Origin of the sequence: Janthinobacterium sp. 67 (genome assembly GCF_002797895.1) — a bacterium.
Classification (GTDB): Bacteria; Pseudomonadota; Gammaproteobacteria; order Burkholderiales; family Burkholderiaceae_D; genus Janthinobacterium.
Genome location: NZ_PGES01000001.1, coordinates 5,713,646 through 5,739,240 on the forward strand (window position 1 = coordinate 5,713,646; position 25,595 = coordinate 5,739,240).

The window sequence follows — 25,595 nt, forward strand, 5'->3', positions numbered from 1 at the left end:
CGCAAGCCGGATATTTTTCATTCTGTGTTGAGGTTTTCCCATGAATTTGTCACAGCTCCTACTGATCCTGCGTGCGCACAAGAAGTTGATCTTGGTCACGCTGCTGGTCACTGTTCTCGGCACGCTGTCGGTCAGTTTGCTCTTGCCTAAAACATACAAGGCGACAAGTTCGTTGCTCTTGAACTACAAAGGGGTCGACCCGCTGACGGGCCTGGCCATGCCGGGCCAGTTGTTGCCTGGTTTCATGGCGACGCAAATCGACATCATCAGCAGCAAGAACGTAGCGCTGCGCGTCGTCGACCATTTGAAACTGGCGGAAAGCCCGGCCGTGATCGCGCAATTCAATGAAGCGACCGAAGGCAAGGGCGGGACCGTGCGCGACTGGCTGGCCGATCTGCTGCTGAAAAAAGTGGAAATCGTGCCATCGCGCGAAAGTAGCGTGGTCGACATCAGCTTCAAGGGCAGCGATCCGCAGTTCGTGGCTGCCGTGGCGAATGCCTTTGCTGACGAGTATCAAAAGACCAGCATCCAGCTGAAGGTCGATCCGATGCGCCGCGTCTCGACGTACTTCAGCGAACAGACCAAGTTGCTGCGCGATAACCTGGAAGTGGCGCAAAGCAAGCTCTCCAAATACCAGCAGGACAATGGCATCGTCAGCGTCGACAACCGCCTTGATGTCGAATCGAACCGCCTGAATGACTTGTCGGCGCAATTGGTCATGGCCCAGGGTCAGTCGATGGAAGCATCGTCGCGCCAGCGCATGGCGCAGGGCAGCAATGGCATGGCGTCGCCCGACGTGTCGTCGAATCCGCTGATCCAGAACTTGAAGATTGGCCTGGGCAACGCCGAAGGCAAGTTGGCTGAAATCGCCCAGCGCCTGGGCCGCAACCACCCGCAATACGAGAGCGCAAAAGCGGAAGTCGACAAGCTGCGCGCCGACCTGCGCGAACAGCTGGCCAATACCTCCAGCAGCGTTGGCAACAATGCGCAGATCCTGCAGCAGCGCGAAGCGGCAGTGCGCGCCGCCCTGCAGGCGCAAAAGGCCAAGGTGCTGGAACTGAACCGTACCCGCGACGAGATGGGCGTGCTGATGAAGGATGTCGAGAGCGCCCAGCGCGCCTTCGACGTAACGTCCCAGCGCCTGTCGCAAACGCGCATCGAAGGCCAGGCGGAGCAGTCGGATATTTCCGTGCTCAATCCTGCCGTGCCGCCGATCGATCCGGCCGGTCCACGCGTGCTGCTCAATACCTTGCTGTCGATTTTCCTCGGCACCTTGCTGGGCGTGGGTCTGGCCATCGTGATCGAGATGCTGTATCGCCGCGTGCGTTCGGAAGCCGACTTGCAAGAAACGCTGCAGATTCCCGTCTTCGGCGCCATCGACTGGAATGCCAACAAGTCGCCGCGCAAAAAAGGTGCGTTGAACGGCATTCTGCCGCGCCGCCTGCGCTTACGTTAAACATGGATATGACGATGAACCAAGCCGCGCTCCCCATTTCAATGAACACCGTGCCACGTACCGGCGACTCCAGTATTGGCGGTCTGCTGCTCGAGTCGGGCAAGATCACGCCCGAGAACGCCGAGCGCGTGCTGCGCATGCAAAAAGAACTCGGCATCCGCTTCGGCGAAGCGGCCATGCGCCTGGGGCTGATCACGGAAGCCGACATCCAGCAGGTGCTGGCACGCCAGTTCGACTATCCCTACCTGCAAAAAGGCGAGGGCAAGTATTCGCACCTGCTGGTGGCGGCCTACGAGCCGTTCACGCCGCAAGTGGAAAAGCTGCGCGCGATCCGCAGCCAGCTCATGCTGCGATGGTTTGCCCGCGGGCACAAGGCGCTGGTGGTGCTGGGCGGTGCGTCCGGTGACGGCGCCAGCCTGTTTGCCGCCAATCTGGCCGTCGTGTTTTCGCAGTTGGGTGAACGCACCCTGCTGGTCGACGCTAACTTGCGCAATCCGCGCCAGCATGAAATTTTCGATGTCCAGACACGTCAAGGCTTGTCCGACGTACTCGCTGGCCGCGCCCAGCTCGACGTCATCACTAAGGTCGAATCGTTCGTCGACCTGTCCGTGCTGGGCTCGGGCACCTTGCCGCCGAATCCGCAGGAGCTGCTCAGCCGTAGCTCGTTTGCCAGCCTGAACACGGAACTCGAATCGCTGTTCGACATCGTCATCTATGACGTGGCTGCATATGCGCTCGGCTCCGACGCCATGGCCATTGCGGCGCGCGCAGGCGGCGTGCTGATCGTGGCGCGCAAGAATCAATCCCTGTTGGGCGACATCAACGCCATGGCCGAACAGATCGCGCAGAGCGGCGCCAAGGTGGTCGGTTCCGTGATGGTGGATTTCTAAATGAATACGCAAGTCAAGCGCTGGAATGGCGTGAATTTGCAGCAATGCAAAGAGTATCTGCCGGAATGGCTGCCGCTCGCCCTGGGCTTGCTTGCCATGTATATTCCTTCCTTTGCCGGCCTGTTCGGTGGCATCTGGGCCACGGAAGAGCAGGCGCATGGCCCCATCATCCTGTTCCTGTCGCTGTGGCTGATCTGGCGCAATTGGCCGGACATGCTGGAAAGAACCCGTGGCAGCCAGCCCAGCGCACTGGGCTGGGCCGTGCTGGCCATCGCGCTGCTACTGTATGTACTGGGCCGTTCGCAGCACATCATCGCCTTTGAAATCGGTTCCTTCATCTGGATGCTGGCGGCGGTGCTGCTGCTCAAGCGGGGCATGCGCGCCCTGAAAGTGTTGTGGTTTCCCTTTTTCTTCATGCTGTTCATGGTGCCGTTGCCTGCGCAGCTCGTCATCATGCTGACCATGCCGATGAAAATGGCGGTGTCGTACGTGGTCGAGCACCTGCTGTTCTTTGCCGGCTATCCGATCGCCCGTACCGGCGTGATCCTGCAGATAGGCCAGTACCAGCTGATGGTGGCGGACGCCTGCGCCGGCCTGCAGACCTTGCTGTCGCTGGAAGCGCTGGGCCTGTTTTACCTGAATGTGGTGCGCCATACCTCGGCCCTGCGCAATATTGCGCTGGCCATCATGATCATCCCGATCTCGTTCTCGGCCAACGTCGTGCGCGTCATCGTGCTGACCCTGATTACCTATTATTTTGGCGATGCGGCAGGGCAGGGCTTCCTGCATGGTTTCGCCGGCATGGTGCTGTTCATCACGGCGCTGATCCTGATTCTGTCCGTCGATACCCTGCTGCAATGGGTCGTTAAAATGCGCGAGCGCAAAGCTTTACGGAGTCAAGCATGAAAGCAATCAGCCGTTCCGTCCAGGTCAGCGTGCTGGCCGGCATCCTGATGGTGGCATCTGCCGGCCTGGCCAAGCACCTGACGCCGAATGTCAAGATTGCCGACAGCAAAAGCCAGTTCCAGCTCGCCGAGATCATTCCCGCTGCATTTGGCGGCTGGACCATCGATACGAGCATCATCCCGCTGCAGGTCGATCCGGAAACCCAGGCGCGCCTGGACAAGATATACAACCAGACCCTGTCGCGCACGTATATCGACCCGCAGGGAAACCGCGTGATGCTGTCGATTGCCTATGGCGGCGACCAAAGCAGCAATATGGCCGTGCACTTGCCCGAAGTCTGCTATGGCGCGCAAGGCTTCGAAGTGCAGAAGTCGGGCCGCAGCGAGGTCAGCACTGCATACGGCACGATACCGGTGAAACACCTGTATGCCGTTAATGGCCCGCGCCAGGAACCGATCACCTACTGGATTACCGTGGGCGACAAGGCGCTCACTCCCGGCATGGACCAGCGCATGCAGGAGCTGCGCTATGGCTTGAGCGGCGCGATTCCCGACGCCATGCTGGTACGCGTATCGAGTATCGATAGCGACACGGGGGCCGCCTATGCGATACAGGAAGGCTTTGTGCGGGCCATGTTGTCGAGTATGAAACCGCAGGACCGCGCACGCATCATCGGCAGCTTTCCCGGCTGATCCGGGCGCCGGTGCGTCGCCTGCCACGGCGTACGCGCCCTGAAATTTTATCGATAGGACTCACCATTAATACCTCTTTGCAGCGCCTGAACGCTTTTTCCTGGCCAGCGTCCCGCCATGCCCGCCAGCGCTGACATCAAGACGCGGGCGGTCAGCGCCGTCAAGTGGGCCGCACTTGGCACGGTAACCCGTTTCGTGCTGCAGATGGGGGTGCAGATCGTGCTGGCCCGTTTGCTGGGACCGGAAATCTATGGCCTGTTCGCCATGGGGCTGCTGGTCATGACCTTGAGCACCTTCCTGGCCGATTTCGGGTTTGCCTGGGGCCTGGTGCAAAATCAGGAGCTGCAGGACGATGACATCCGCTTTGCCTTTACGTGGCAAGTCCTGTCCGGCGCGGCTGCCATGTTGGCGCTGTACCTGCTGGCGCCGTGGATTGCCGCCTATTTCAAGGAACCGCGCCTGGCGCCGATCGTCTGCTGGCTGAGCCTGACGTGTTTGCTGAGCGCGATGACGGCGCCGAGCAGCAATCTGTTGCGCCGCCGGCTCGATTTTCGCTGGCTTAACATTGCACAGATTCTCAGCTATGCGCTCGGTTATCTGTGCGTGGGCGTGCCGCTGGCACTGATGGGGGCCGGCGTCTGGACGCTCGTCAGCGCCTGGCTGGTGCAGGCGCTGAGCCTGCTGGTACTGACCTATTGCCGCAACCCCCATACGCTGCGCCCGCTGCTGTGGTATCCGGGCGCGCGCCGCTCGACGAATACGGGTAGCACGGTCTTCATTACCAACCTGAGCAACTGGTTCTTGAACAACCTGGACCGTGTTTTTCTCGGGCGTATGCTCAACGCGCATGCGGTGGGCGTCTATGCGGTCGGCTATAACCTGGCCAATACGCCCAATTCGCTGTTTCTCAGCGCCCTGCAGCCGGCCTTCCTCGCGGCCGGCGCCCGTCTGCAGGATGATCTGCCGGGCCTGCGGCAAGCCTATCTGTCCGTGATTGCCGCCACCTGGATCGTGATTGGTCCCGTGTTCGTCGTGCTTGCCTGCCTGGCCGGCGACCTGATCGCCACCTTGTATGGCGATGCCTGGCGCGAGTCGAGCCGCGTGCTGGCCGTCCTGGCTTTGGGCATGCCAGCCTACGTCACCTGGGGCATGTCCACGCCGATCTTGTGGAATACGGGCGGCAAGCACCTGGAGTCCTTGCTGCAGATGCCGCTGATCGTGCTGGCCTGCCTGGCGCTCTGGCAGTTTGCAGGCCTGGGCGTGCTGGTCGCCGCTGCCATCGCCGCAGGCACCCTGCTGGCGCGCGCGCTGGTGATCGGCACCGCGGCATGCCGCCGCCTGCAACTGGGGCCGGCGCACTTGTGGCCCAGTGCCTGGCGTTCCCTCGTATTGATGCTGCTCGCGGCGGCCGGCGCCCATGGCGGCTCGCTGCTGGGACATGGCCTCGGGCATGGACCGTTGCCGGCCTTGTTGCTCGGCTCATTCGGCGGTGGCGGCCTGTGTCTGCTGGCCGGCATGATGCATCCGCCATTGCTGGGCCGGCGCATAGTCGACCTGCTTGGACGTTTCAGTCCGCCGGTGCCGGCACGGGTCGGTGTTTATCTTCGTAGTAAATGTTCAGTATGATGAGATTGATATGATTGAATTTATCGTCGGCTTGGTGGTATTGATCGCCGCAATCGCAGTCGTGACGGGTGCCGCATTGAGCGCGCACTGGGGAAGGAACCGTGAGTTGGGGGTGATGCAGTATATCCCCTACCTGATTCTGCTCAACTATGCCCTGTCCATCCTCTTGTCGACGCGTGACCTGGCGTTCCCCGAAGATGTGGTGGCGGCGATTTCCGTCAAGAGTCCCATCGTGACCTGGGTCGGGCGCCTGAACTCCATCTTCCTGATCTTTGCCTGCAGCGAGCGCATCTTGCGGCGCATGCTGACCGACAATCCCAGCAAGCCGCTGCCTGGCATGCTGCTGTTTGCTTTCTGGATATTTTTCGCGACAAATACGCTCAGTCCGGGCCTGTTTGGCCAGTATCCTTATGTATCGCACGAATTTCTGTACGCGCTGCTGGCTTGCCAGGCCGCGCTGCTGGCCAATACCAAGGCCGATGTGGATGCGATGACGGTCGTGTTGCGCAATGCCCTGTATATCCTGCTTGGCGCCAGTGCCGTTTGTCTGTTGTGGAAGCATAGTCTGGTGATGAGCACGAATTACCACGGCCTGATACCGGGCCTGAAGCTGCGCTATGCTGGCCTGACCATCCATGCCAACAGCATGGGCGTGTTGAGCGTGCTGTTTATGCTGTGCCTGTGGTATCAGCCGTTCAAGAATGTCTGGCTGATGCGTATCGGCTGGGCCATGGGCGGACTGAGCCTCTTGTTGACGCAGTCGAAGACCAGCTGGATCGCGTTCATGCTTTCTGCGGTCGTGTTGGCCTGGTATAGCCGTCGCGATGAAATCAATGCCCGCATTCAAGATTTCCGGCGTCCGCATCTGCCGGTGCTGCTGGTGCTGCTGGTGATGTTTGGCGGGGCGGGATTGTGCCTTGTGTTTATGTTCGGGGGCGCCGGCGACAAGATCGCACGCTTCTTCAGCAGCAGCGACGGAGCGGAACTGATGACCTTCATGGGACGCGACCAGATCTGGCAGGTCGCCATCGAAGAATGGCACAAGTATCCGGTGTTCGGCTACGGCTTGAACATCTTTGATGAAGCTTTCCGCAACAGTATCGGCATGCCGTTCGCCACGCATGCGCACAGCCAGTTTTTTCAGAGCCTGTCCAGCGCCGGCAGCGTAGGCGCCGTTGGCCTGCTGTTCTACAGTCTGGTGATTGCTGTTTTCGTTGGCAAGACTGTCAAGGCCAGCCAAGGCTTGTCGCTGGCCGTCTTCATCCTGCTGATTTGCCGTTCGATCAGCGAAGTGCCACTGTCGATGGCCAGCCTGGGGCCGGACCTGCCGATTCATATGCTGCTGCTGGCGGTATTGGTCCGATACTATGAGCCGGTATCCAGGCTCGAGCGGGATCGGGCAATGGCCCGCCAGCATGCAGTCGATGGGAACTGGTCCTGATGCTCTGTTCGGTTATTGTTCCCCTGTATAACAAGGAGCAGTATGTGCAGGCTGCGCTCGCTTCTGTGCTGGCACAGACACACCAGGAGCTGGAAATTGTCGTGGTCGATGACGGCTCGCGCGACGGCGGGGCAGCGCTGGTGGAGGCCATGCACGACCCGCGCATACGCTTGATACGTCAGGCGAATGGTGGCGTATCGCGTGCGCGCAACGCGGGCGTGGCGGTCGCGCGCGGAGAGCTGATCTGCTTTCTCGACGCCGATGACTGGTATGGCCCCGCCTATCTTGAAACCGTGTGCGCAATGGCGCGCCAGCATCCTGACGGCGCCTTCTATGCGACCGCGTATCGGCGCGTCAGCGGCGTTGATGACGCCGCGTGGGATATGCCTTCCGATAGCGTTGTCATTGATAATTTCTTTGCGCATCGCCATCGCCACGGCCCATTCTTTTTCACCGGGTCGGTGGCCGTGCCGCGGCGTGTGCTGCAGGACATGCAGCCCTGCTTTCCAGAGGGAGAGAACTTTGGCGAAGATCAGGACCTTTGGTTCCGGCTGGCAGAAAATGCCCGCCTAGTCTACTGCCCGGCGCGGCTGGTAGCATACCGGGTGGATGTGGCCGGCAGCCTGACGGCCGTGCATAATCTGCAATCGTTGCCTCCGTTTTTTTTGCGGCTGGAACAGCGCGCCACTTCGCTCCCCGCTTCGGATGCAGCGCGCCGCCCCGCATTGCGCATCGTTTCCGATGCGAGGGTTAGCGTGGCGCGTTTTGCCTTGCAAGAAGGGCGGCGTGGCGCCGCGTTGGCTGAGCTCTGGCGCGCCGCGCGCTGCGCCATTTCTGCGCGCTGGGCCGTGACCGTGCTTGTGTGTTCCCTGGGCAACGCTTCCATGCTAAAACGGTGGGAACTATGGCGTGAGTTACGTAAGTGCAATTAATAATATGAATTGTTGGTAGGTGATTTCGGTATAATCTTCCTTAGCCGATGTCATAAAAAATGTGTCGCGAAGGCCGGGAGCTTTTACTTCAGGTATGTCATGCCAGCGCAATCAATGGAATGCATGGTGGGTAATTGTTGATATCGCCCGGGAAAAAGTTTGATATTCTCATGGAGATTACAGCATGAACTCAGCTAAACGAACACTGTATATTGCCGCCTGGTTGCTGTTTCCTCTATGTCCATACGCCAGTGCGGACTGGGCACAATCAACGGATGCCCTGGTTGTCCGGCCGATGCCAGGAAACCGGCAAATACAGGTGCAGAACCCACCGACATTCAGTTGGGCGCGCTATTCCACAAACCCCAGTTCCTACACGCTTGAGATTCGCTCGGGCACGACGGTGGTGCGGACCTACACGAGTCTGCGCAATTGGTATTTACCCAGTGAGACCCTGCCGGCGGGGGTGTATACTTGGCGCGTTCGGCCGACCAACGGCACGCTCTGGTCCGATGACCGGTCATTCGAAATCAATGCCTCGTCGAAACCCTTTGTCCTGCCTGAAAATGCCGTGTTGCGGGCGAATGTACTGAAGCGTCCGCGTCCGCGCGGCCTGTCGTCCGCCTTGCCGATCGCGAGCGCCTGGACGCCAGCCATGAAAGCGGAACGCGGCAACGCCCTGCTGGGCTTGACGAATGAAGTCCTGCGGCAAACGACGGCCGTTGCCCTGCCTGCCGACGCGAACTGGCCACTTGTTGCGAGCAAGGTGATGACGGCGGCGTATGCGGCGCAAATGACCTCCATCCGCAGCTTGATCAGCCTCAATGCCCGGCAACTGGAAGCATCGGCCCTGCTATATCGCCTGACGGGCGATCAGCGGTTTCTGACGGAAGCCTTGCGTCGCGGCGACGCTCTTGCAGCACTCAATCCCGATGGACCGACCAGCTATGCCAACCAGGTGCAGGGCAGCCGTGCCATCGCCCTGACCATGAGCAAGGCCATCGATAGCCTGGCCTCCTCGCTGGACGGACAGCGGCGTACGGCGTGGCTGCAAACTGTCAAGGTCCGTACCGATGTCATCTACCAAGAGTTACTGGGAACGACCGGCGGCATCGAGCAACTGCCTTTCGATGCATCGACTGCGACCAATATCGGTTTCCTGGCTGGCATATCGGCCTTGGCGCTGGGCGATATCCCGGAAGCGACCACCTGGTTCGACTTCTCGGTGCGTTATTTTGCCAGTTCGCTGATGGTCTGGAGCGGTCCGGAAGGCGGATATTCGGACGGAACGGCGTATGCGGAATACGCGGTGGATTATTCCTTGCAGGTGTGGCAACCGCTGTTGCAGGCAACCGGCATCAATCTGTTTGAAAAGCCGTGGTCGGTGGGGCTGGCGCGCTTCTTCATGGAATTCGTTCCGCCCGGCGCCAAGACGCATTTGTTCGGCGACGGACAGGAAACGGAGCCTCTGTATCGCCTTTTGAAAGCCTATGTGTCGCGCTTTGCGACGCCCGAGGCGGCATGGTATGTTAACAGCATCAGCAGCAATGAAGATATGCTGACCTTGCTGCAAGCGCCATATCCGCTGCCCGTGACGACCGTGACGGAGGCGCCGCGACCGCCCGCCAACGCGGCGCTTTTCCCCAGTATCGGCTGGAGCGCCATGCACAGTAATCTGGCGGACCCAGGGCGTACCTCCGTCTATTTCAAGTCCACGCCGTATGGTTCGTTCTCGCATAGCCACGGCAATCAGAATAGCTTCGTGCTCACCAGCGCCGGCGTGCCGCTGCTGATTGAAACGGGCTGGTACGACTGGTATGGGTCGCCGATGACCACCTCCTGGTATCGTCAGACGAAATCGGCCAATTCCATCACTTTCGACAATGGCGTGGGCCAGATGATCGATGGCTATCGCGAGACACTGGTGCGCAATGGCTCCATCACCTCGTTTGCCACGACGCCCGCACTTGATTATGTTGCCGGGAATGCCACTGCTGCCTATGGTGGCGCCCTGAGCTCGGCAGTACGCCAGTTGTGGTATTTGCGCAGCAGTGATGCCGTGCTCGTGCGTGACAAGCTCAGTTCCCCGACGGCCCGTGTCTTTGAATGGAATTTCCATTCCGCCGCACCGATACTGGTCGATGCCAACGGCAACGTGTCCGTGGTTAACCAGGGGCGCTCTGTCTGCCTCAAACCGCTTGCCGATGCCGGCCTGCGCTTCGAGCGCCGTACGGGACCACCGCCGAAGCCTGGCAGCTATGAAGATCATGGGGCGTTCGTGCGTACCACCTCTGCTGCGAACGCGGAGTTTTTGGTCTTGCTCGATGTTGGCTGCAAGAACCTGCCGGTCACTGTGACGCCCAATAGCACGGGCAAGCAGGTGACGATCGGTACCCAGGTGGTGACAGTCACGAACTGAGTGCCAGCCTGTTTGCTGCTTGAGTTGCCCTGCTTGCCATAGCAGGCGCTCATGGCGATGTGCATACTCCACCCTATAAGTGATCAAGCTTATAGGGTGTTTTCATTTCTGATGGGAGCTATCGGGGCTGGCGCACCTCATGGCAACGGGCGGGATCACCAGACTGAAACACTACGTGGCATACATTTTTAAATGGTATAATTGCAATAATTTGATTATATTTTGAGCAATATTTATTATGAATGCACCGGTGCACATTGCGCATGAAAAGGGAGCGGATATGCATATATTGCAAATTGTTCCCGAGGCATTACCTACATTCCGTGCCGATGTCGCAGTTCTGTTTGGAGATTATCTGCCGCGTCATGGTGTCCGCTGTGCGTTGGTGGGCAAGCCTTCCGAGCTTGCCGTGTCGGCCGGGCCTGCGCAATTTGAACGGGTGGATGTCAGTGCCCGGGGCGGCGGGCGTTTGCGCCGTGAACTGTCCTTCCTCGCTACCTGCGCTGCGGCGCTGTTGCGTGCCAGCCGCCGTCGCTGTGCCGTGATTCAGGTGCGCGACATGGTATCGATAGGCTTGCTGGGTCTGATTGTCGCGCGCTGCAAAGGCATTCCCTTCGCTTACTGGATGTCCTTTCTGATGTGCGAGGGACGCATCGCGCGTGCGCGCGCGCTCGTCGCCACTCATGGTGGCGTGCGTAATCGGCTGGTGCTGTTCAAGGGCCTGTTGGAAGAACGCCTCCTGTACCGTTTTATTTTGCCGCATGCGCAGCACGTTTTTGTGCAAAGCGAAGCCATGCTGGAAATGATGGCCGGTAAAGGCGTGCCGCGGGAGCGCCTGAGCGCCGTGCCGATGGGGGTCGATACGGAAGTGCTGGCGGCCGAGGCTGTATGTGGCGAGCAATTGCCCGACTGGGCGGATGGGCCTTTGATTGCCTATCTCGGCACGCTCGATCCTAGCCGCCAGATTGTGCGCATGATCGATGCGCTGGCCATCGTGCGGGCCACGGTGCCGGACGCCCGCTTGCTGTTGATTGGCGGCGCGGCGGGGCAGCAGGACGTGGCGCAGTTGCAGGCCCATGCGGCGCAGCTGGGCCTGGGCGAGGCCGTGCGCATTACCGGCTGGCTGCCGTCCGAGCAGGCGTGGAAATTATTGATGGGCGCCGATGCCGCCGTCTCGTACATCCCCCGCAGCCTGGTCTACGATGTTTCCTCTCCGACCAAGTTGCTGGAGTATCTGGCGCTCGGCATGCCCGTGGTGGCCAATGACAGCCCGGATCAAGTGCGGGTCCTGGAAGGCAGCGATGCTGGTTGGCTGGTGGAGAGCTCAACCGAGGCCATGGCGGATGGCTTGTTGCGCATTCTGCACGATGTGCCGGCCGCGCGCGCACGCGCAGCCAGCGGCCCCGCATATATCGAAGCGCAGCGCAGCTACCGCGTGATCGCCTCTGCCGTTGCCCTCCAGTACAGGAATATGGTGGCGCGCTGAACGCGAATCAGGCGGACGGCCGGCGCAATACGAAGCGATGCTTGCCGTTTGCCTGCAGCAAAAATGGCGCATTGTAGACAAAGTCCAGCTGCTCGAATGTCAATGAAGCCTTGATGCGGTCGCGATAGTGCTCGCTCAGCGTCAGCTGGCCTTCGCTGCAGCTGCCGTGCAGATTGATTTCCAGGCGCTGTGCATCGTATACCACTTGGAATGAATGAATTTGCGCATCTTCGCGGAACAGATGCGTGAAGAATTCCGAGTGTACGGCGGCGCCATGCGGGTCGAGCACCATGTCGTTTTGCCTCCCTCCCACCTCGTCAATGAGCGGCAGGCCCCGTCCGCAGGCGCACATGCGGCCTGTCATGCGCACCAGGTCCCCCGTATCGCAGCGGGGCAGGAACATGGCCTGGTTGGCCATGTCCGTGGCGATCAGGCGGCCGTCCGGCAAGATTTCGGTGTGGCTGCGCGTTGAAATCAGGTGCATGCCATCCCGGTGCTCGCATTCAAATGCGGAAACGCCTGCTTCATTGCAGCCATACTGGCTGTAGCAGGGTACGCCGAAGGCGGCTTCGATATCGGCACGCATTGATGGCGTGAGCACTTCGGCAGTGCAGACGATGCCGCGCAGCGCGTGGCGCGTACGTGTTCCCGAAGCCAGCCGGTGGCGCGCCAGCCGGTGAATGGCCGAGGCGTAGCCGTACAGCAGGCGAAAGTTGTCATTGCTTAAGGCTGCATTGTAGTCGTCCATGCGTCGGGGCGACATGTCAAAGGCCGACAGTACGCTGACATTGAGTAAACGATAGTAAATGCGCTGCTTGTAGCCATTGCCGAATAGCGAAGATCCTGCCAAGAATGCTACTTTGTCGCCCAGTTGAAAGCCGGCCGCTTCCCATGCCAGGAAGATACCCGCCCATAGATAGGATTGCGATTCTGTGCTGCTGTAGTAGACGAGCGGTTCTCCGGTGGAGCCGCCGGTTTTCTTACGTATGATCTTGCCCTTGTATTGCGGGTTGAGCAGTTGTTCCCGGTGGGTATTGATAAAGCGCTTGTCCAGTACGGGCAGGTCGCTGAAATGCTTGACATCGCGGAACAGGGGCAGGGCGCTGCGCATCGCGTCGAAGTAGTTCTCAAGCTGGACCTTTTCACGCGCCTGCAATTGGTCGTGACTTTCGAATTGCCACTGTCCTAAGGCCTTGAGCAAGCTAATCGAATCGGTACCACGGGCCAGATCGATGATTTTGTAACGTAGTGCTGAAAACATGTTCTTTGCTTCCTATCGCGTTGCAACAATCTGGTTTTGTGAAACCACGCTGCTGCCCTTCCTGGATAGGTCAGGTCCCGCAGCAGGCAGGCCAGGCTGTGCGCGCAGATGAAATAATTAATTACAATACAATAATTATGGCACATGATACAGCTTTCAGTTGATCTTTTGGCTGAAGCCGGGCGGGTGCGCGCGATTGGGGTAAGGTCATTCAAAAATTACATTTTATGTTGTAGAATAGTTACTCTTTATGAATACAAGTATAACGATTCTGCTGTGCTGCAAAATGTACTGCCGCAATGTTGCAGCAGTATGTAACAATAGAAAAACGACAATGGTTGGTGTGGAGCTGACTTGTCTTACGGCTTTGTTTTCAATGCCTTGGGCTTTGCAAGTGCATTGAGTCCCTCTGTCGCGCTGACCCGACAAGGATAATTGCTGAACCATAGGGGGCAGGGTGAAAGAGTGCAAAGTGTTGATGTTAGGAACCGATCCCGACGGGCAGGGCGGAATTGCGACTGTCGCCTCGGTATTACGGCAACAGGGTTTTTTTGAGCGCAATCAGGTTCGCTACATCGTTACGCATGCAAATGGCGCAGGTGTGCGCAAGATACTGACGGCGCTGGAGGCCATCGCCGCTTTGAGCTGGGTCTGCTTGACGCGCCGTCGCGTGGTCGTGCATGTCCACTCGGCTTGCCGTGCCAGTTTTTTTCGGAAATCGCTGCTGCTGGCGATCGCCAGAATGGGCGGCTGCAAGACGGTATTCCATCTGCATGGCGGAGAGTTCCGGCAGTTCGTGCTGGAGGAGTCGGGACCGCTGGCGCGCTGGTGGATACGTCATACGATTGTGCGCAGCTCGGCCGTCATCACGCTGTCGGATAGTTGGGCTGATTTTTTGCACACGTTAGTGCCGTCGGCCAAAGTGCGGGTCATCGCCAATTCCGTCGCACTTCCTGCGAGCATGAACCCTGCATTGGAAGAACCCGGGCGTATTTTGTTTCTTGGACGCGCCGGCAAGGGCAAGGGTATTTTTGACTTGTTGGCAGCGGTGGCCCGGTTGAAGGACGAGTTTCCGGAAATTATGCTTGTGATCGGTGGCGATGGCGACCTGCAAGAAGTCGAGCGTGTTGCGGCCGAATTGCAGGTGAGCGCGCATGTCACCTTGCTTGGCTGGATAGGCCAGCAGGAGCGCGATAACCAGCTCCGGCGAGCCGCAGTGTTTACTCTCCCTTCCTATAACGAAGGCCTGCCCATGTCCATGCTCGAAGCAATGGCCGCAGGAAAAGCCGTGGTGGTCACTCCTGTGGGGGGCATCCCGGAAGCGGTGCGGGATCATGAAAATGGCGTGTTGGTGCCTGTGGGCGATGTGGATCAATTGGTTAATGCTTTCCGGCAGCTGTTCCTCGATGTTGCGTTGCGTCGCAGCATAGGGGACAAGGCGCGCGCCACCATTGTCGGACGCTACAGTACAGATGTTGTGATGACGCAACTTTCTCAACTATACGGAGAGTTGGAGCGCGCTACCTAGGCGGAGTGGTGGGCATAACTTGTCGACAGGTATCTGCTTGGCAAATATTGAATTTTTTTCGAAGGTTTTATTATGACAATAATTGCAGTGATTGGCCTGGGCTACGTAGGCCTGCCCTTGGTCGTGGAGTTTGGCAAGCTGGGGCGTACCATCGGCTTTGATATTTCCGTCGAGAAAGTTCAGTCTTGCCAGCGCGGCACGGATCCTTCGCGCGAACTGAGCGACCAGCAAATGGCCGCGGCCGTGCAGGCCGAGTATTCGTCCGAGCCGCAGGTGCTGGCCGAAGCCGATATTATCATCGTGGCCGTGCCGACCCCCGTCGACCAGGCGCACAATCCAGATTTCTCGCCCTTGATCGGCGCCAGCCGCACGGTGGGTCAGTATCTGAAAAAGGGCGCCATCGTCGTCTATGAATCGACCGTGTATCCGGGCGCGACCGAAGAGGTGTGCATCCCCGTGCTGGAAGAGGTCTCCGGCTTGAAGTGGAAGCAGGACTTTTTTGTCGGCTATTCCCCGGAGCGTATCAACCCGGGCGATCGCAAGCATATGTTGACGAATGTCATCAAGGTCGTGTCGGGCGACACGCCGCAGACGCTCGAGCGCGTTGCCTCCATGTACGAAACCATCGTCGAGCCGGGCGTGCACCGCTGCTCCAGCATCAAGGCGGCGGAAGCGTGCAAGGTGATCGAAAACACCCAGCGCGACCTGAATATCGCGCTGATGAACGAGCTGGCGATCATTTTCGACAAGATCGGCATCGATACGTCGGAAGTGCTGAAGGCGGCCGGCACCAAGTGGAATTTCCTGAAGTTCTCGCCGGGGCTCGTGGGTGGCCATTGCATCGGGGTCGACCCATACTACCTGACGCACAAGGCGGAAATGCTCGGCTATCACCCGCAGGTGATCCTGGCCGGACGCCGCATCAACGATGGCATGGGCAAATACATCGCCGAGCAGACCATCAAGAACATGATCGCCTCGGGCAGCTACATCAAGGGCGCCCGCGTCAACGTGCTGGGGCTGACATTCAAGGAAAACTGCGCCGACCTGCGCAACTCGAAGGTGGGGGACGTGATCCGCGAACTGAAGACCTATGGCGTGGAAGTATTCGTGCACGATCCATATGCGGAACAGGAAGAGGCGATGCACGAGTATGGCGTGCGCCTGTTCAGCTGGGAGGAGTTGCCGCGTGCCGACGCGATCGTGGCGGCCGTATCGCATCAGCAGTTGCTCGACCTGCCGGTGGAAGAGCTGCAGCGCAAGCTGATCAAGAGCGGCTGCTTCATCGACGTCAAGGCGTGTTTCGACCAGCAGGCGCTGGAAGAGGTGGGCATCAAGGTCTGGCGCCTGTAAGGGGCGGCGCCGCGCAGCAGCGCGGCATTTTTTTATTGTTGCAAGGGTAATTCATGCGTATCTGGTTTGAACTGACCAACTCGCCGCACATCAATATGTTTGCGGCCATGATCCGCGAACTGGAACGCGAACACGAGGTCGTGATCACGTGCCGGCCGCTGGCCAATACGGTCGAGCTGCTCGACTTGCATGGCTTCAAGTACACGGTGGTGGGCAAGCATTACGGCGGCCAGCTGTCGGCCAAGCTGTTTGGTTTCCCCGTGCGCGTCTACCAGCTGTGCCGTTTTCTGAGCGGCAAGAAAATCGACGTGGCGATCTCGCAGAGCTCTTTCCATTCGCCGGTGGCGGCACGCCTGATGGGCATCCGCTCCATCTATATGAACGATAACGAGCATGCGGCAGGCAATATCCCCGCGTTCTTGTTTGCCAACCGCATCATGGTGCCGGAGTTTCTCGGCATGGAAAAACTCAAGAAGCAGTGGGCCAATCCGGGCAAGGTCCTGCATTATCCGGGCGTCAAGGAAGGGATTTACCTGTGGGAGCTGGACCAGCGCCTCGGCGCCAAAGCCGTACAGCAGCGGACAGGGCGTGCGCGGCCCGTGGTGTATATTCGTCCGGAACCATGGACGGCCCAGTATTACAAGGGCAGCCGCAACTTCCTCGATGAATTGCTGTTGGGCATAAAAGACCAGGTCGATGTCGTCTTGCTGCCGCGAGGAAAAGAGCAGGGCGTGCATTACCAAGATCCGAAGTTTGCCGGCGTGCGCGTGGTCACCACCGCGCTCGACATCGCCGATATCGCGCCCGATTGCGACCTGTTCATCGGCGCCGGCGGCACCATGACGCGCGAGATGGCGGTGCTGGGCATTCCCACCATCTCCGTTTATCAGGATGCCTTGCTCGACGTCGACCGTCACCTGCTGGAAGTGGGCGCCTTCGAGCACTGGCCCGCCCTGACAGCCGCGCAGGCGCTGGCCTACCTGGACAGTGCCACGCAGCAACCACCGAATCGCAGCTTGCTGGAAAAGGGCCGCGCCGCGTATGACCTGGTCAAGCGGCAGCTCGTCAATGGTTGAATTTTGATTAACAACATCCGGGACGCTGACGGCACGGGCCGTCAGCGTCCCGGCAGCGCAAAAGGACAGGACAATATGATACGCCTCGCAGTAGTAGGCTTGGGCAAGATGGGCTTGTCCCATCACTCGATGATCAATGCACATCCCGGTGTTACGCTGGCGGCCGTCTGCGACGCCACCGGCTACATGCTCGACATCCTGGGCAAATATACGAGCGTCAAGACCTATACGGACTTTGACCTCATGCTCAATGAACTGGAACTTGATGCCGTGATCATCGCCACGCCATCGAGCATGCACGGCAAGATGGTGCTGGCCGCGCTGAACAAGAATCTGCACGTGTTTTGCGAAAAGCCGTTCTGCCTTGATACGGAGGAAGGCGAGCAGGCGACCCGCCTGGCTGCGGAGAAGGGCCTCGTCAACCAAGTCGGCTACCACTACCGTTTCGTCGGCGCCTTCCAGGAAGTCAAGCGCCTGCTGGACCTGGGCGTGATCGGCGAGGTGACGCACATGCTGGCCGAAGCCTATGGCCCGGTGGTGCTGAAGCCGAAGGGCTCCACATGGCGTACCCAGCGTTCGGAAGGCGGCGGCTGCCTGTACGACTACGCGGCACACCCGCTGAACCTGCTGAACTGGTATTTCGGTGCGCCGCGCGGCGTGGGCGGCTCCGTCCTCAACAAGATATTCTCGGCCGATACGGACGATGAAGTGTTTTCCACCCTGTACTACCCCGATGGCAAGAGCGCCCAGCTGTCCGTCAACTGGAGCGACGAGTCCTACCGCAAGATGACGACGAAGGTCAGCGTGTGGGGCAAGAACGGGCGCATCGCCGCCGACCGCCAGGAAATCCAGGTCTACCTGCGCGATGCCAGCGGTGCGCCGGAAGGCTACCGCGAAGGCTGGACCGTGCGCAACACTACGGAATTGACGGAACCGGTCGACTTTTACCTGCGCGGCGAAGAATACTCGGCGCAGCTCGATTACTTCGTCCGTTGCATCGTTGACAAGCGCGCGGACGACAATGTCAACTCGTTTGCCTCGGCGCTGGCGACCGACCGCGTGATCTCGATGCTGATCGCCGACGCGGAAAAAGGTCCTGGCGTGCTGTCCAGCGATGCCTTGCCAGAACAGCCGAAGAAGAAAAAAGGTTTCTTTTTTGGCCGCTGACATGCCGCGCAGCAGGATTTCGATACGAAATATGAATGGAGCAGGAAATGGATCAACTCGATCGTTTGTTATTTGGTGATAATCAGTTCTTCGGTGTGAATCATATGTCGGAGGAAAAAGCGCGGGCCCAGGCCATGCGCTTCCAGGATATCAAGGCCGTTATCAAGGTGCTCGATAATGCCTACGATGAAGGGGTGAAATCCTTCATGTGCACGACCCATGACCGTATCGCACAGGTGTGCGATCACATGCGTGCCGACCCGGTGCGCTACAAGGACTTCAAATTCATGCCTTGCATGCCGTATGCCCACAAATATGCGAATGCCGTCACGGAAGACGGCATCATGGGCGCGCTCAGGCGTTTTACGCCCGATGAAGGCTTCCTGAATGCGGCCCTGCGTGGCGGCAAGGCATTGGCGACCAAGGATATCGAAGGCATCATCACCCTGCTGGTGGATGCGGAAATGAAGATGTTTGCCGGCCTGAATACGCCCGTGATCTTCCTGCAGAACGTGGTGGTCGACCTGCTGCTGGGGCTGGGCTTCAAGGAAGCCTTCTCGATCTTCGCCAACCACGTGCGCAAGCGCTACAACGCCGAGCCCGGCTTCATCACTATGAATCTGCCGATGTTGCTCGACGTGCTCGAAGAGCAGGGCATCGACAATCCCATCGTCTGCTCGAACATCAACAAGGTGGGCTTCCGCATGTCCGGCGGCTTCGATGCCTACCAGAGCGCCTTGCGCGACCGCAAGTTCCGCGCGATCGCCATGTCCGTCTTCGCCTCGGGCGCCATCGCTCCCGAAGACGCGATCGAATGGGTGTGCAAGCAGCCGAACATCGAAGCTATCGTCTTTGGCGCCTCCAGCCGCGGCAATATCCGCAATACGCGCGAACTGGTGGAGCGCTACTGGCCAGCGGCACAGGAACTGGCATCATGAAGACGATCTATCTGGTGGCCGGCGCACGGCCCAATTTCATGAAGATCGCGCCCATCGTGCGCGCGTTGCAAGGCCATGCGCGCCTGGCGTTCAAGATCATCCATACGGGCCAGCACTACGACCGCGAGATGAACGACGTGTTTTTTGAAGAGCTGGGCATCCCCGAGCCGGACGTCTTCATGGCGGCAGGCGGCGGCACGCACGCGGAACAGACGGGCAAGATCATGCTGGCCTTCGAGCAACTATGCCAGGCCGAGCGGCCCGCCGCCGTGCTGGTGGTGGGTGACGTCAATTCCACGCTGGCCTGCTCGATTGCGGCGAAAAAACTCGGCATTCCCGTGGCACACGTGGAGGCTGGCCTGCGCAGCGGCGACATGGGCATGCCGGAAGAGATCAACCGTCTCGTGACGGACAGTATCTCGGACTGGTTCTTCGTCACCGAACCGAGCGCCGTCGAGCATTTGCGGCGTGAAGGCAAGTCGGAATCCGCCGTGCACTACGTGGGCCACGTCATGGTTGACAACGTTCTGTACCAGGCTGAGAAACTCGGCCGGGAGTCGCCGCAGCAATTTGAAACGTCGGCCTTCAAGGCGGCGCACAGCGGCGCGGGAGCCCGCTATGGCGTGGTGACCCTGCATCGTCCGAGCAATGTCGACAGCGCAGAAGACATGCGCAAGGTGGCGGGCGCGCTGGTTGAGATCGCCGCCGACCTGCCCCTGATCTTTCCCGTGCATCCGCGCACGCGCGCCAACCTCGACAAGTTTGGCATCGACCTGGGGCCGAACATCGCGCTGGTGGGGCCGCAGGGCTACATGGCCTTCCTCGACCTGTGGAAGGACGCGGCGCTGGTGTTGACCGACAGCGGCGGCTTGCAGGAAGAAACCACGGCGCTGGGCGTGCCCTGCATCACCATCCGTGAAAACACGGAGCGTCCGGTCACCGTCGACGAGGGCAGCAATGTCCTGGCTGGCACGGATCCGCTGCGCATCGTGGCCGAGGCGCGTAAGGTGCTGCGCGGCGAAGGCAAGCAGGGCCGCCGTCCGCATCTGTGGGATGGCCGGGCCGCGCAGCGCATCGTGGCGCAACTGGACCAGGAACTCGCATAGGCAGCGGCAGGCAAGGAATAGGCTGAAAGAGGATTGGACAGGCGCACAGGGCGGACACGGATAGCGCCGCCCATGCGCTTGCAAGATGGCCGATGGCTGGCGATACGCTGGCCGGACGCCGCATCCACCCCAAACAACGATGGAAAGCGATCGACGATGAAAGCAATGATATTGGCTGCAGGCAAGGGCACTCGCGTGCGCCCCCTGACCTATGATTTACCGAAACCGATGATACCCATCCTGGGCAAGCCGGTGATGGCTTACCTGGTCGAGCACCTGTCCCGTTACGGCATTACCGAAATCATGGTCAATGTCAGTTATCTGCATGAAAAAATCGAAGAGTATTTCGGCGAGGGGCACCAGTTCGGCGTGCAGATCGGCTATTCCTTCGAAGGTTACACGAATGACGCGGGCGAAGTCGTGCCCGAGCCGCTGGGATCGGCCGGCGGCATGAAGAAGATCCAGGAGTTCGGTAACTTTTTCGATGAAACCACCATCGTGCTGTGCGGTGATGCCTTGATCGACCTCGACATCAAGTCCGCCCTGTTCGAACACCGTCGCAAGGGCGCGCTGGCGTCCGTCATCACGCTCGAAGTGCCGTGGGACAAGGTCTCGAGCTATGGCGTGGTGGTCAGCGACGCCGATGGCCGTATCCGCGCCTTCCAGGAAAAGCCGGCGCAGGCCGATGCGTTGTCCAATTGTGTCAGCACGGGCATCTATATTTTCGAGCCGGAAGTGCTGGAACTGATTCCCAGCGACCGGCCATTCGACATCGGCTCGGAACTGTTCCCCCTGCTGGTCGAGAAGGGACTGCCTTTCTATGCGCAAAAACGCGATTACAACTGGATCGATATCGGCAGCGTCAAGGATTACTGGGAAGTGCTGCAAAGCGTGCTGATGGGTGAGGTGGCCCAGCTGGACGTGCCCGGCATCCAGATCGACGACGGCCTGTGGGTCGGCTTGAATACCAGCATCGACTGGAGCGGCGGCACGCGCATCGAAGGCCCCGTCTACATCGGTTCGGGCAGCCGCGTCGAGGCGGGCGCGACGATCATCGGACCGACCTGGATCGGCCACGGCAGCCACGTGTGCGCGGGCGCCGAAGTGGTGCGCAGCGTGCTGTTCGAGTACACGCGCGTGCTGCCGGGCGTGGCGCTCGATGAAATGATCGTCTTCAAGGATTACAGCGTCGACCGGGCCGGCGAGATGCGGCACGCGTCGCAGTATGATCCCGACGCCTGGGCCAATGCGCGCGACCGGCGTAACCGGCGGCGTGCCGAGACGTCCACGCAATTGCGCGCAGTCAAATAACCAGGAGCCCCGACATGCACATCTATCCAGTGATCTTGTCGGGAGGCTCCGGTAGCCGTTTATGGCCGCTGTCGCGACAGGTGCTGCCCAAGCAACTGTTGCCGCTGGTATCGAGCCAGACGCTGCTGCAGGAGACCGTGCTGCGCGTGCGCGACCTGGGCGATGTCGGGCTGGCGGTCATGCCGCCGCTGCTCGTGTGCGGCAATGAGCACCGTTTCATGGTGGCTGAACAGTTGCGCCAGGTTGGCGTCGCGCCGCTGGCCATCCTGCTGGAGCCGCTGGGACGCAATACGGCACCGGCCGTGGCGGCCGCCGCGCAATATCTGCTGGCGCACGATGCCGATGCCCTGATGCTGGTCTTGCCGGCCGATCACCTGGTCGGCGACGTGGCCGCGTTTCACCGGGCGATCGCGCAAGCCGCGCCGCTGGCTGCCGCCGGTGGGCTGGCCACCTTTGGCATCTTGCCGACCGCCGCCGAAACGGGGTATGGCTATATCCTTGCCGGCGCCCCTTTGCCTGGCTCGGCGCATGGACGCCAGGTCGAGCGCTTCGTGGAAAAACCGGACTTGTCCACGGCCCGCGCATTTCTCGCCGATGAGCGTTACCTGTGGAACAGCGGCATGTTCCTGTTGCGCGCCGCCACCTGTCTCGGCGAGCTGCGGCTGCTGGAGCCTGCCATGCTGGCGGACTGCGAGCTGGCCGTCGTGCACGGCTGCCGCGACCTCGACTTTTTCCGCCTCGATCCGGCCGCCTTTGCCCGCTGCCGCAGCGTCTCGATCGACCATGCGGTGATGGAGCACACGCAGCGCGCCGTCGTCGTGCCAGCCGCCATCGGCTGGAGCGATATCGGTTCCTGGTCGGCCCTGTGGCAAGCCTTGCCCGGCGACGAGCATGGCAATGTCGTGCGCGGCGATGCCTATCTCGATGGCGTGCACAATTGCCTGGTGCGGGCTGGCAGCCGCATGCTGGCAGTGCTTGGGGTGGATGACCTGGTGATTGTCGAGACCGATGACGCCGTGCTGGTGGCGCATCGCGACCAGGTGCAGCGCGTGCGGCAGGTGGTCGAGCACCTGGAGCGGCATGCGCGCACGGAACACGTCCAGCACCGCCTCGTGTACCGGCCCTGGGGAAGCTACGAAGGCATCGATATGGGCGAGCGCTTCCAGGTCAAGCGTATTGTCGTCAATCCCGGCGGGCAGCTGTCGCTGCAGATGCACCATCACCGCGCCGAGCATTGGGTGGTCGTGCGCGGCACGGCCCGCGTCACCTGCGGCGAGACTGTCAAATTACTGACGGAAAACGAATCCACCTACATTCCCATCGGCATGACGCATCGCCTGGAAAACCCCGGCAAGCTGCCGCTGCATCTGATCGAGGTGCAGACGGGCAGTTATCTGGGGGAGGACGATATCGTGCGCTATGCCGATGCCTACCAGCGTGCCTGAGCGATATTCCACGGAACAGGAATAAATGCCATAAAGAAACTATTCATTAAAGAAAAAATAACTGAATAAGTTACTTTATGATATCATCCGGGCTGCTTGTATTTAATCCAATTCCTGTGGGCAATTATTGTCTGCAATCACGTTTGCTGGAGTCGCATGAAAAACAATACCTGCTCGATCCTGGTCGCCTTGGCATGTGCCGGCGCGGCACTGTTTTCCCCGGCCGCCATGGCTGCCGTGCATGACATCAGCTCCGTGCCCACGGCTATTACCCTGACACAGGGTGGCTCGCTGACTTTCGGCGATAAGTTTAAAGCCGGTAACAAGGACAATGTCTTTAACGATCACTTTACCTTCAATGTGGCGCAGCTGAGCGATTTGAGTCTGGTGCTGACGTCGACCAGCACCAGCGCGGCGAACGGGCTGAACCTGACGGGTTTTGGTTTGTACAATAGCGCCAACAGCAGCCTGTTGCAGGGAACGCAGATGTTGACGGGCAAGGACGACAAGTGGTCCTTGTCCTTTGCGAACCTGTCCGCCGGTTCCTATTACGTCAAGGTCAGCGGCAATCTCGTGTCGGGTGCGGGCGCCACGTTCAGCGGCAACGGCAACCTGGTTTCCGCAGTGCCGGAACCGGCCACGTACGGCATGTTGCTGGGCGGCCTGGGTTTGCTGGGCTTCCTCGCGCGCCGCCGCCAAAAGCCAGCCTGATCGCATCGCAATCGATTCTTCCCGCATTTTATCCCGCGGCCAGCCTGCGCCGGCTGCTGTCTTTTTTTGGTGAAAAGTATGAACAAAATTCTGAAATCCCTGTTCCTGGCGATCATGCTGGCCGGCAGCAGCCTGGCCGCTCAGGCCGCGCCTGCCGATATCAGCCATGCACCAGTCGACCTGACCCAGGACCTGCTCGATTATTCGGGCAGCAACCTGTTCGGCTCCTTCAGCCTGGCTCCGGGCCAGCTGGCAGGTGCGGAGCACAATTTTTTCAGCGACAAGTTTTTGTTCACCTTGAGCGGTAGCAATGATTTCAGCGGCCTGGCCACGTCGCTGAAGTCCGGCCTGAACCCGGGTCTGACCCTGACCGGCTTTAATTTGAAAAATGCCGGTGGCATCGTCTTGCAAGGCACGCGGGACCTGGTCAACTTCAGCGCTGCAGACCAGGCGTGGAGCCTGTCGTCGAACCTGGCCCCGCTGGCGGCCGGCAACTACTTCCTGGAAGTCAGCGGTTATGTTGCCTCGGCAACGGGAGGCAGTTACAGTGGCAATGTCTCCGTCAATCCCGTGCCGGAACCGGAAACCTACGCCATGCTGTTGGCTGGCCTGGGTCTCGTCGGTTTCATGGCGCGTCGGCGCAAGTTGCAGGCCTGAAATCAATTCGGCTGGGTAAAAGATGGGGGCGGCAGCCTCCATTTTTTTTGCCTGCAGACTTTCAAGGCTATAATCGATCGTATCGCGGATGATCGGAACGCGATTATCCTGATGTTCCCACGTATCCTTTTACGGTAAACCATTGCGTATCTCTCCCTGTCTTTCGCTGCTGCTGGCAGCCGGCGCGGTCCATGGCGCCGATGCCACCATCGCCCGTGGCTTGCAAGCTGCGCATCTGGCCGTCGTCATCAACGATGCCGAGCCGAATAGCGTTGAAGTGGGCGAATATTATCGCCAGGCGCACGCCATCCCCGTGGCCAATATCGTGCATGTGAATATTCCGAACCGTCCGCGTAAGCTCAGCGCCAGCCAGTTCGCACAACTGAAGGAGTACATCGATGGCCAGTTGAAGCCGGGCATCCAGGCCGTGCTGATGGTGTGGAGTGCGCCCTATGCGGTGGAATGCAATTCCATCACGTCTGCCTACACGCTGGGCTACGACGCGGCGCAATGCGCAAAGACCTGTGGCGCCGGCAAGGCCAGCACCTATTTCAATAGCGATGCCGGCCAGCCATTCACGCAACTGGGCATGCGCCTGTCGATGTTGCTGCCCATCGATTTTGTCGAAGAGGCCAAGGCGGTGGTGGATCGTGGCACCGCCAGCGGTTTTTCCGTGCCATCGGCCACGGCCTATTATCTCAACACCAGCGACGGGGCGCGCAATAGCCGCGCGGCGTTTTTTCCGCCGGCCGGCGTGGTACGCCAGCGCAAGCTGACGATCAGGAACATGAAGGCCGATGTGCTTGAAGGTGCGCAGGACATCATGGTGTACCAGACGGGCATGGCGAAGGTGGACAAGCTCGACACCCTGCGTTTCCTGCCCGGCGCCCTGGCGGACCATCTGACGTCGTTTGGCGGCGACTTGCAAGGCACGGCGCAGATGAGCAGTCAGCGCTGGCTGGAGGCGGGCGCCACCGCCAGTTACGGCACCGTCAGCGAACCATGCAATTATTGGCAGAAGTTTCCCAATCCTACAGTGTTGCTGCGCCGCTACCTGAGCGGCATGACGGCGCTGGAGGCGTACTGGGGCAGCGTTTCCTGGCCAGCCCAGGGCTTGTTCATCGGCGATCCGCTGGCGGCGCCGTACGCGCCGTTCCGCCGCTGATGACCGCGGTGGTCGCGGACAAAAAAAAT

The 25,595-nt window shown here is 60.0% G+C and carries 21 protein-coding genes; 20 read left to right on the plus strand and 1 reads right to left on the minus strand.

Annotation, left to right across the window (positions count from 1 at the left end):
• Positions 1-40: 40 nt before the first annotated feature.
• The 9 genes from epsF (at position 41) to CLU90_RS25700 (ending at position 11,848) form a co-directional block, all read left to right on the plus strand.
• Complete coding sequence (gene epsF / locus CLU90_RS25660) at positions 41-1,456, plus strand: chain length determinant protein EpsF (protein WP_100429169.1); 1,416 nt, start codon at positions 41-43, stop codon at positions 1,454-1,456.
• 14 nt (positions 1,457-1,470) lie between these two features.
• Positions 1,471-2,346: a chain length determinant protein tyrosine kinase EpsG gene (gene epsG / locus CLU90_RS25665; RefSeq protein WP_100429571.1), complete on the plus strand. Its 876-nt coding sequence runs from the start codon at positions 1,471-1,473 to the stop codon at positions 2,344-2,346.
• The gene (gene xrtB / locus CLU90_RS25670) at positions 2,347-3,252 is read left to right on the plus strand and encodes an exosortase B (protein WP_100429170.1); all 906 of its coding nucleotides are present in this window, start codon (positions 2,347-2,349) and stop codon (positions 3,250-3,252) included.
• Positions 3,249-3,944, plus strand: coding sequence for an exosortase-associated protein EpsI, B-type (epsI, locus tag CLU90_RS25675; protein WP_100429171.1), 696 nt, complete (start codon positions 3,249-3,251; stop codon positions 3,942-3,944). The genes xrtB and epsI overlap by 4 nt, the downstream gene beginning before the upstream one ends.
• Before the next feature lie 117 nt (positions 3,945-4,061).
• Positions 4,062-5,570, plus strand: coding sequence for a lipopolysaccharide biosynthesis protein (locus CLU90_RS25680; RefSeq protein ID WP_100429172.1), 1,509 nt, complete (start codon positions 4,062-4,064; stop codon positions 5,568-5,570).
• A gap of 10 nt (positions 5,571-5,580) precedes the next feature.
• On the plus strand, positions 5,581-7,011 hold the full coding sequence (locus tag CLU90_RS25685) for an O-antigen ligase family protein (protein WP_100429173.1): 1,431 nt from the start codon (positions 5,581-5,583) through the stop codon (positions 7,009-7,011).
• Positions 7,011-7,943 (plus strand): glycosyltransferase family 2 protein, encoded by a 933-nt coding sequence (locus tag CLU90_RS25690; protein ID WP_100429174.1) that lies wholly within the window; start codon positions 7,011-7,013, stop codon positions 7,941-7,943. Before CLU90_RS25685 ends, CLU90_RS25690 begins: the two co-directional genes overlap by 1 nt.
• Positions 7,944-8,127: 184 nt before the next feature.
• The gene (locus CLU90_RS25695; protein WP_100429175.1) at positions 8,128-10,362 is read left to right on the plus strand and encodes a heparinase II/III domain-containing protein; all 2,235 of its coding nucleotides are present in this window, start codon (positions 8,128-8,130) and stop codon (positions 10,360-10,362) included.
• A gap of 280 nt (positions 10,363-10,642) precedes the next feature.
• Complete coding sequence (locus tag CLU90_RS25700; RefSeq protein ID WP_198511268.1) at positions 10,643-11,848, plus strand: glycosyltransferase; 1,206 nt, start codon at positions 10,643-10,645, stop codon at positions 11,846-11,848.
• Between the two features lie 7 nt (positions 11,849-11,855).
• On the opposite strand, the gene CLU90_RS25705 is transcribed toward CLU90_RS25700, so the two are convergent.
• The gene (locus tag CLU90_RS25705; protein ID WP_100429177.1) at positions 11,856-13,109 is read right to left on the minus strand and encodes a phenylacetate--CoA ligase family protein; all 1,254 of its coding nucleotides are present in this window, start codon (positions 13,107-13,109) and stop codon (positions 11,856-11,858) included.
• Positions 13,110-13,587: 478 nt separating this feature from the next.
• Here CLU90_RS25705 and CLU90_RS25710 point away from each other — a divergent pair, with 478 nt between their 5' ends.
• The 11 genes from CLU90_RS25710 to CLU90_RS25760 all read left to right on the plus strand — a co-directional run bounded on the left by CLU90_RS25710 (position 13,588) and on the right by CLU90_RS25760 (position 25,566).
• Positions 13,588-14,637 (plus strand): glycosyltransferase family 4 protein, encoded by a 1,050-nt coding sequence (locus CLU90_RS25710; RefSeq protein ID WP_100429178.1) that lies wholly within the window; start codon positions 13,588-13,590, stop codon positions 14,635-14,637.
• A gap of 72 nt (positions 14,638-14,709) precedes the next feature.
• Positions 14,710-15,990 (plus strand): nucleotide sugar dehydrogenase, encoded by a 1,281-nt coding sequence (locus tag CLU90_RS25715; protein ID WP_100429179.1) that lies wholly within the window; start codon positions 14,710-14,712, stop codon positions 15,988-15,990.
• Positions 15,991-16,043: 53 nt separating this feature from the next.
• Complete coding sequence (locus CLU90_RS25720) at positions 16,044-17,066, plus strand: DUF354 domain-containing protein (RefSeq protein ID WP_100429180.1); 1,023 nt, start codon at positions 16,044-16,046, stop codon at positions 17,064-17,066.
• A 75-nt stretch (positions 17,067-17,141) separates the two neighbouring features.
• A complete protein-coding gene (locus CLU90_RS25725) occupies positions 17,142-18,233 on the plus strand; it encodes a Gfo/Idh/MocA family protein (protein WP_100429181.1) in 1,092 nt (363 codons plus the stop codon).
• Between the two features lie 47 nt (positions 18,234-18,280).
• Positions 18,281-19,171: a hypothetical protein gene (locus CLU90_RS25730; protein WP_232731335.1), complete on the plus strand. Its 891-nt coding sequence runs from the start codon at positions 18,281-18,283 to the stop codon at positions 19,169-19,171.
• On the plus strand, positions 19,168-20,277 hold the full coding sequence (gene wecB, locus CLU90_RS25735; protein ID WP_100429183.1) for a non-hydrolyzing UDP-N-acetylglucosamine 2-epimerase: 1,110 nt from the start codon (positions 19,168-19,170) through the stop codon (positions 20,275-20,277). The genes CLU90_RS25730 and wecB overlap by 4 nt, the downstream gene beginning before the upstream one ends.
• A gap of 156 nt (positions 20,278-20,433) precedes the next feature.
• Positions 20,434-21,588, plus strand: a complete 1,155-nt coding sequence (locus tag CLU90_RS25740) for a sugar phosphate nucleotidyltransferase (RefSeq protein ID WP_100429184.1) — start codon at positions 20,434-20,436, stop codon at positions 21,586-21,588.
• Positions 21,589-21,602: 14 nt separating this feature from the next.
• Positions 21,603-23,033: a mannose-1-phosphate guanylyltransferase/mannose-6-phosphate isomerase gene (locus CLU90_RS25745; protein WP_100429185.1), complete on the plus strand. Its 1,431-nt coding sequence runs from the start codon at positions 21,603-21,605 to the stop codon at positions 23,031-23,033.
• A 156-nt stretch (positions 23,034-23,189) separates the two neighbouring features.
• The gene (locus CLU90_RS25750) at positions 23,190-23,744 is read left to right on the plus strand and encodes an FxDxF family PEP-CTERM protein (RefSeq protein WP_100429186.1); all 555 of its coding nucleotides are present in this window, start codon (positions 23,190-23,192) and stop codon (positions 23,742-23,744) included.
• A 78-nt stretch (positions 23,745-23,822) separates the two neighbouring features.
• Complete coding sequence (locus CLU90_RS25755) at positions 23,823-24,401, plus strand: FxDxF family PEP-CTERM protein (RefSeq protein ID WP_100429187.1); 579 nt, start codon at positions 23,823-23,825, stop codon at positions 24,399-24,401.
• 142 nt (positions 24,402-24,543) lie between these two features.
• Complete coding sequence (locus CLU90_RS25760) at positions 24,544-25,566, plus strand: TIGR03790 family protein (RefSeq protein WP_100429188.1); 1,023 nt, start codon at positions 24,544-24,546, stop codon at positions 25,564-25,566.
• Positions 25,567-25,595 lie beyond the last annotated feature (29 nt).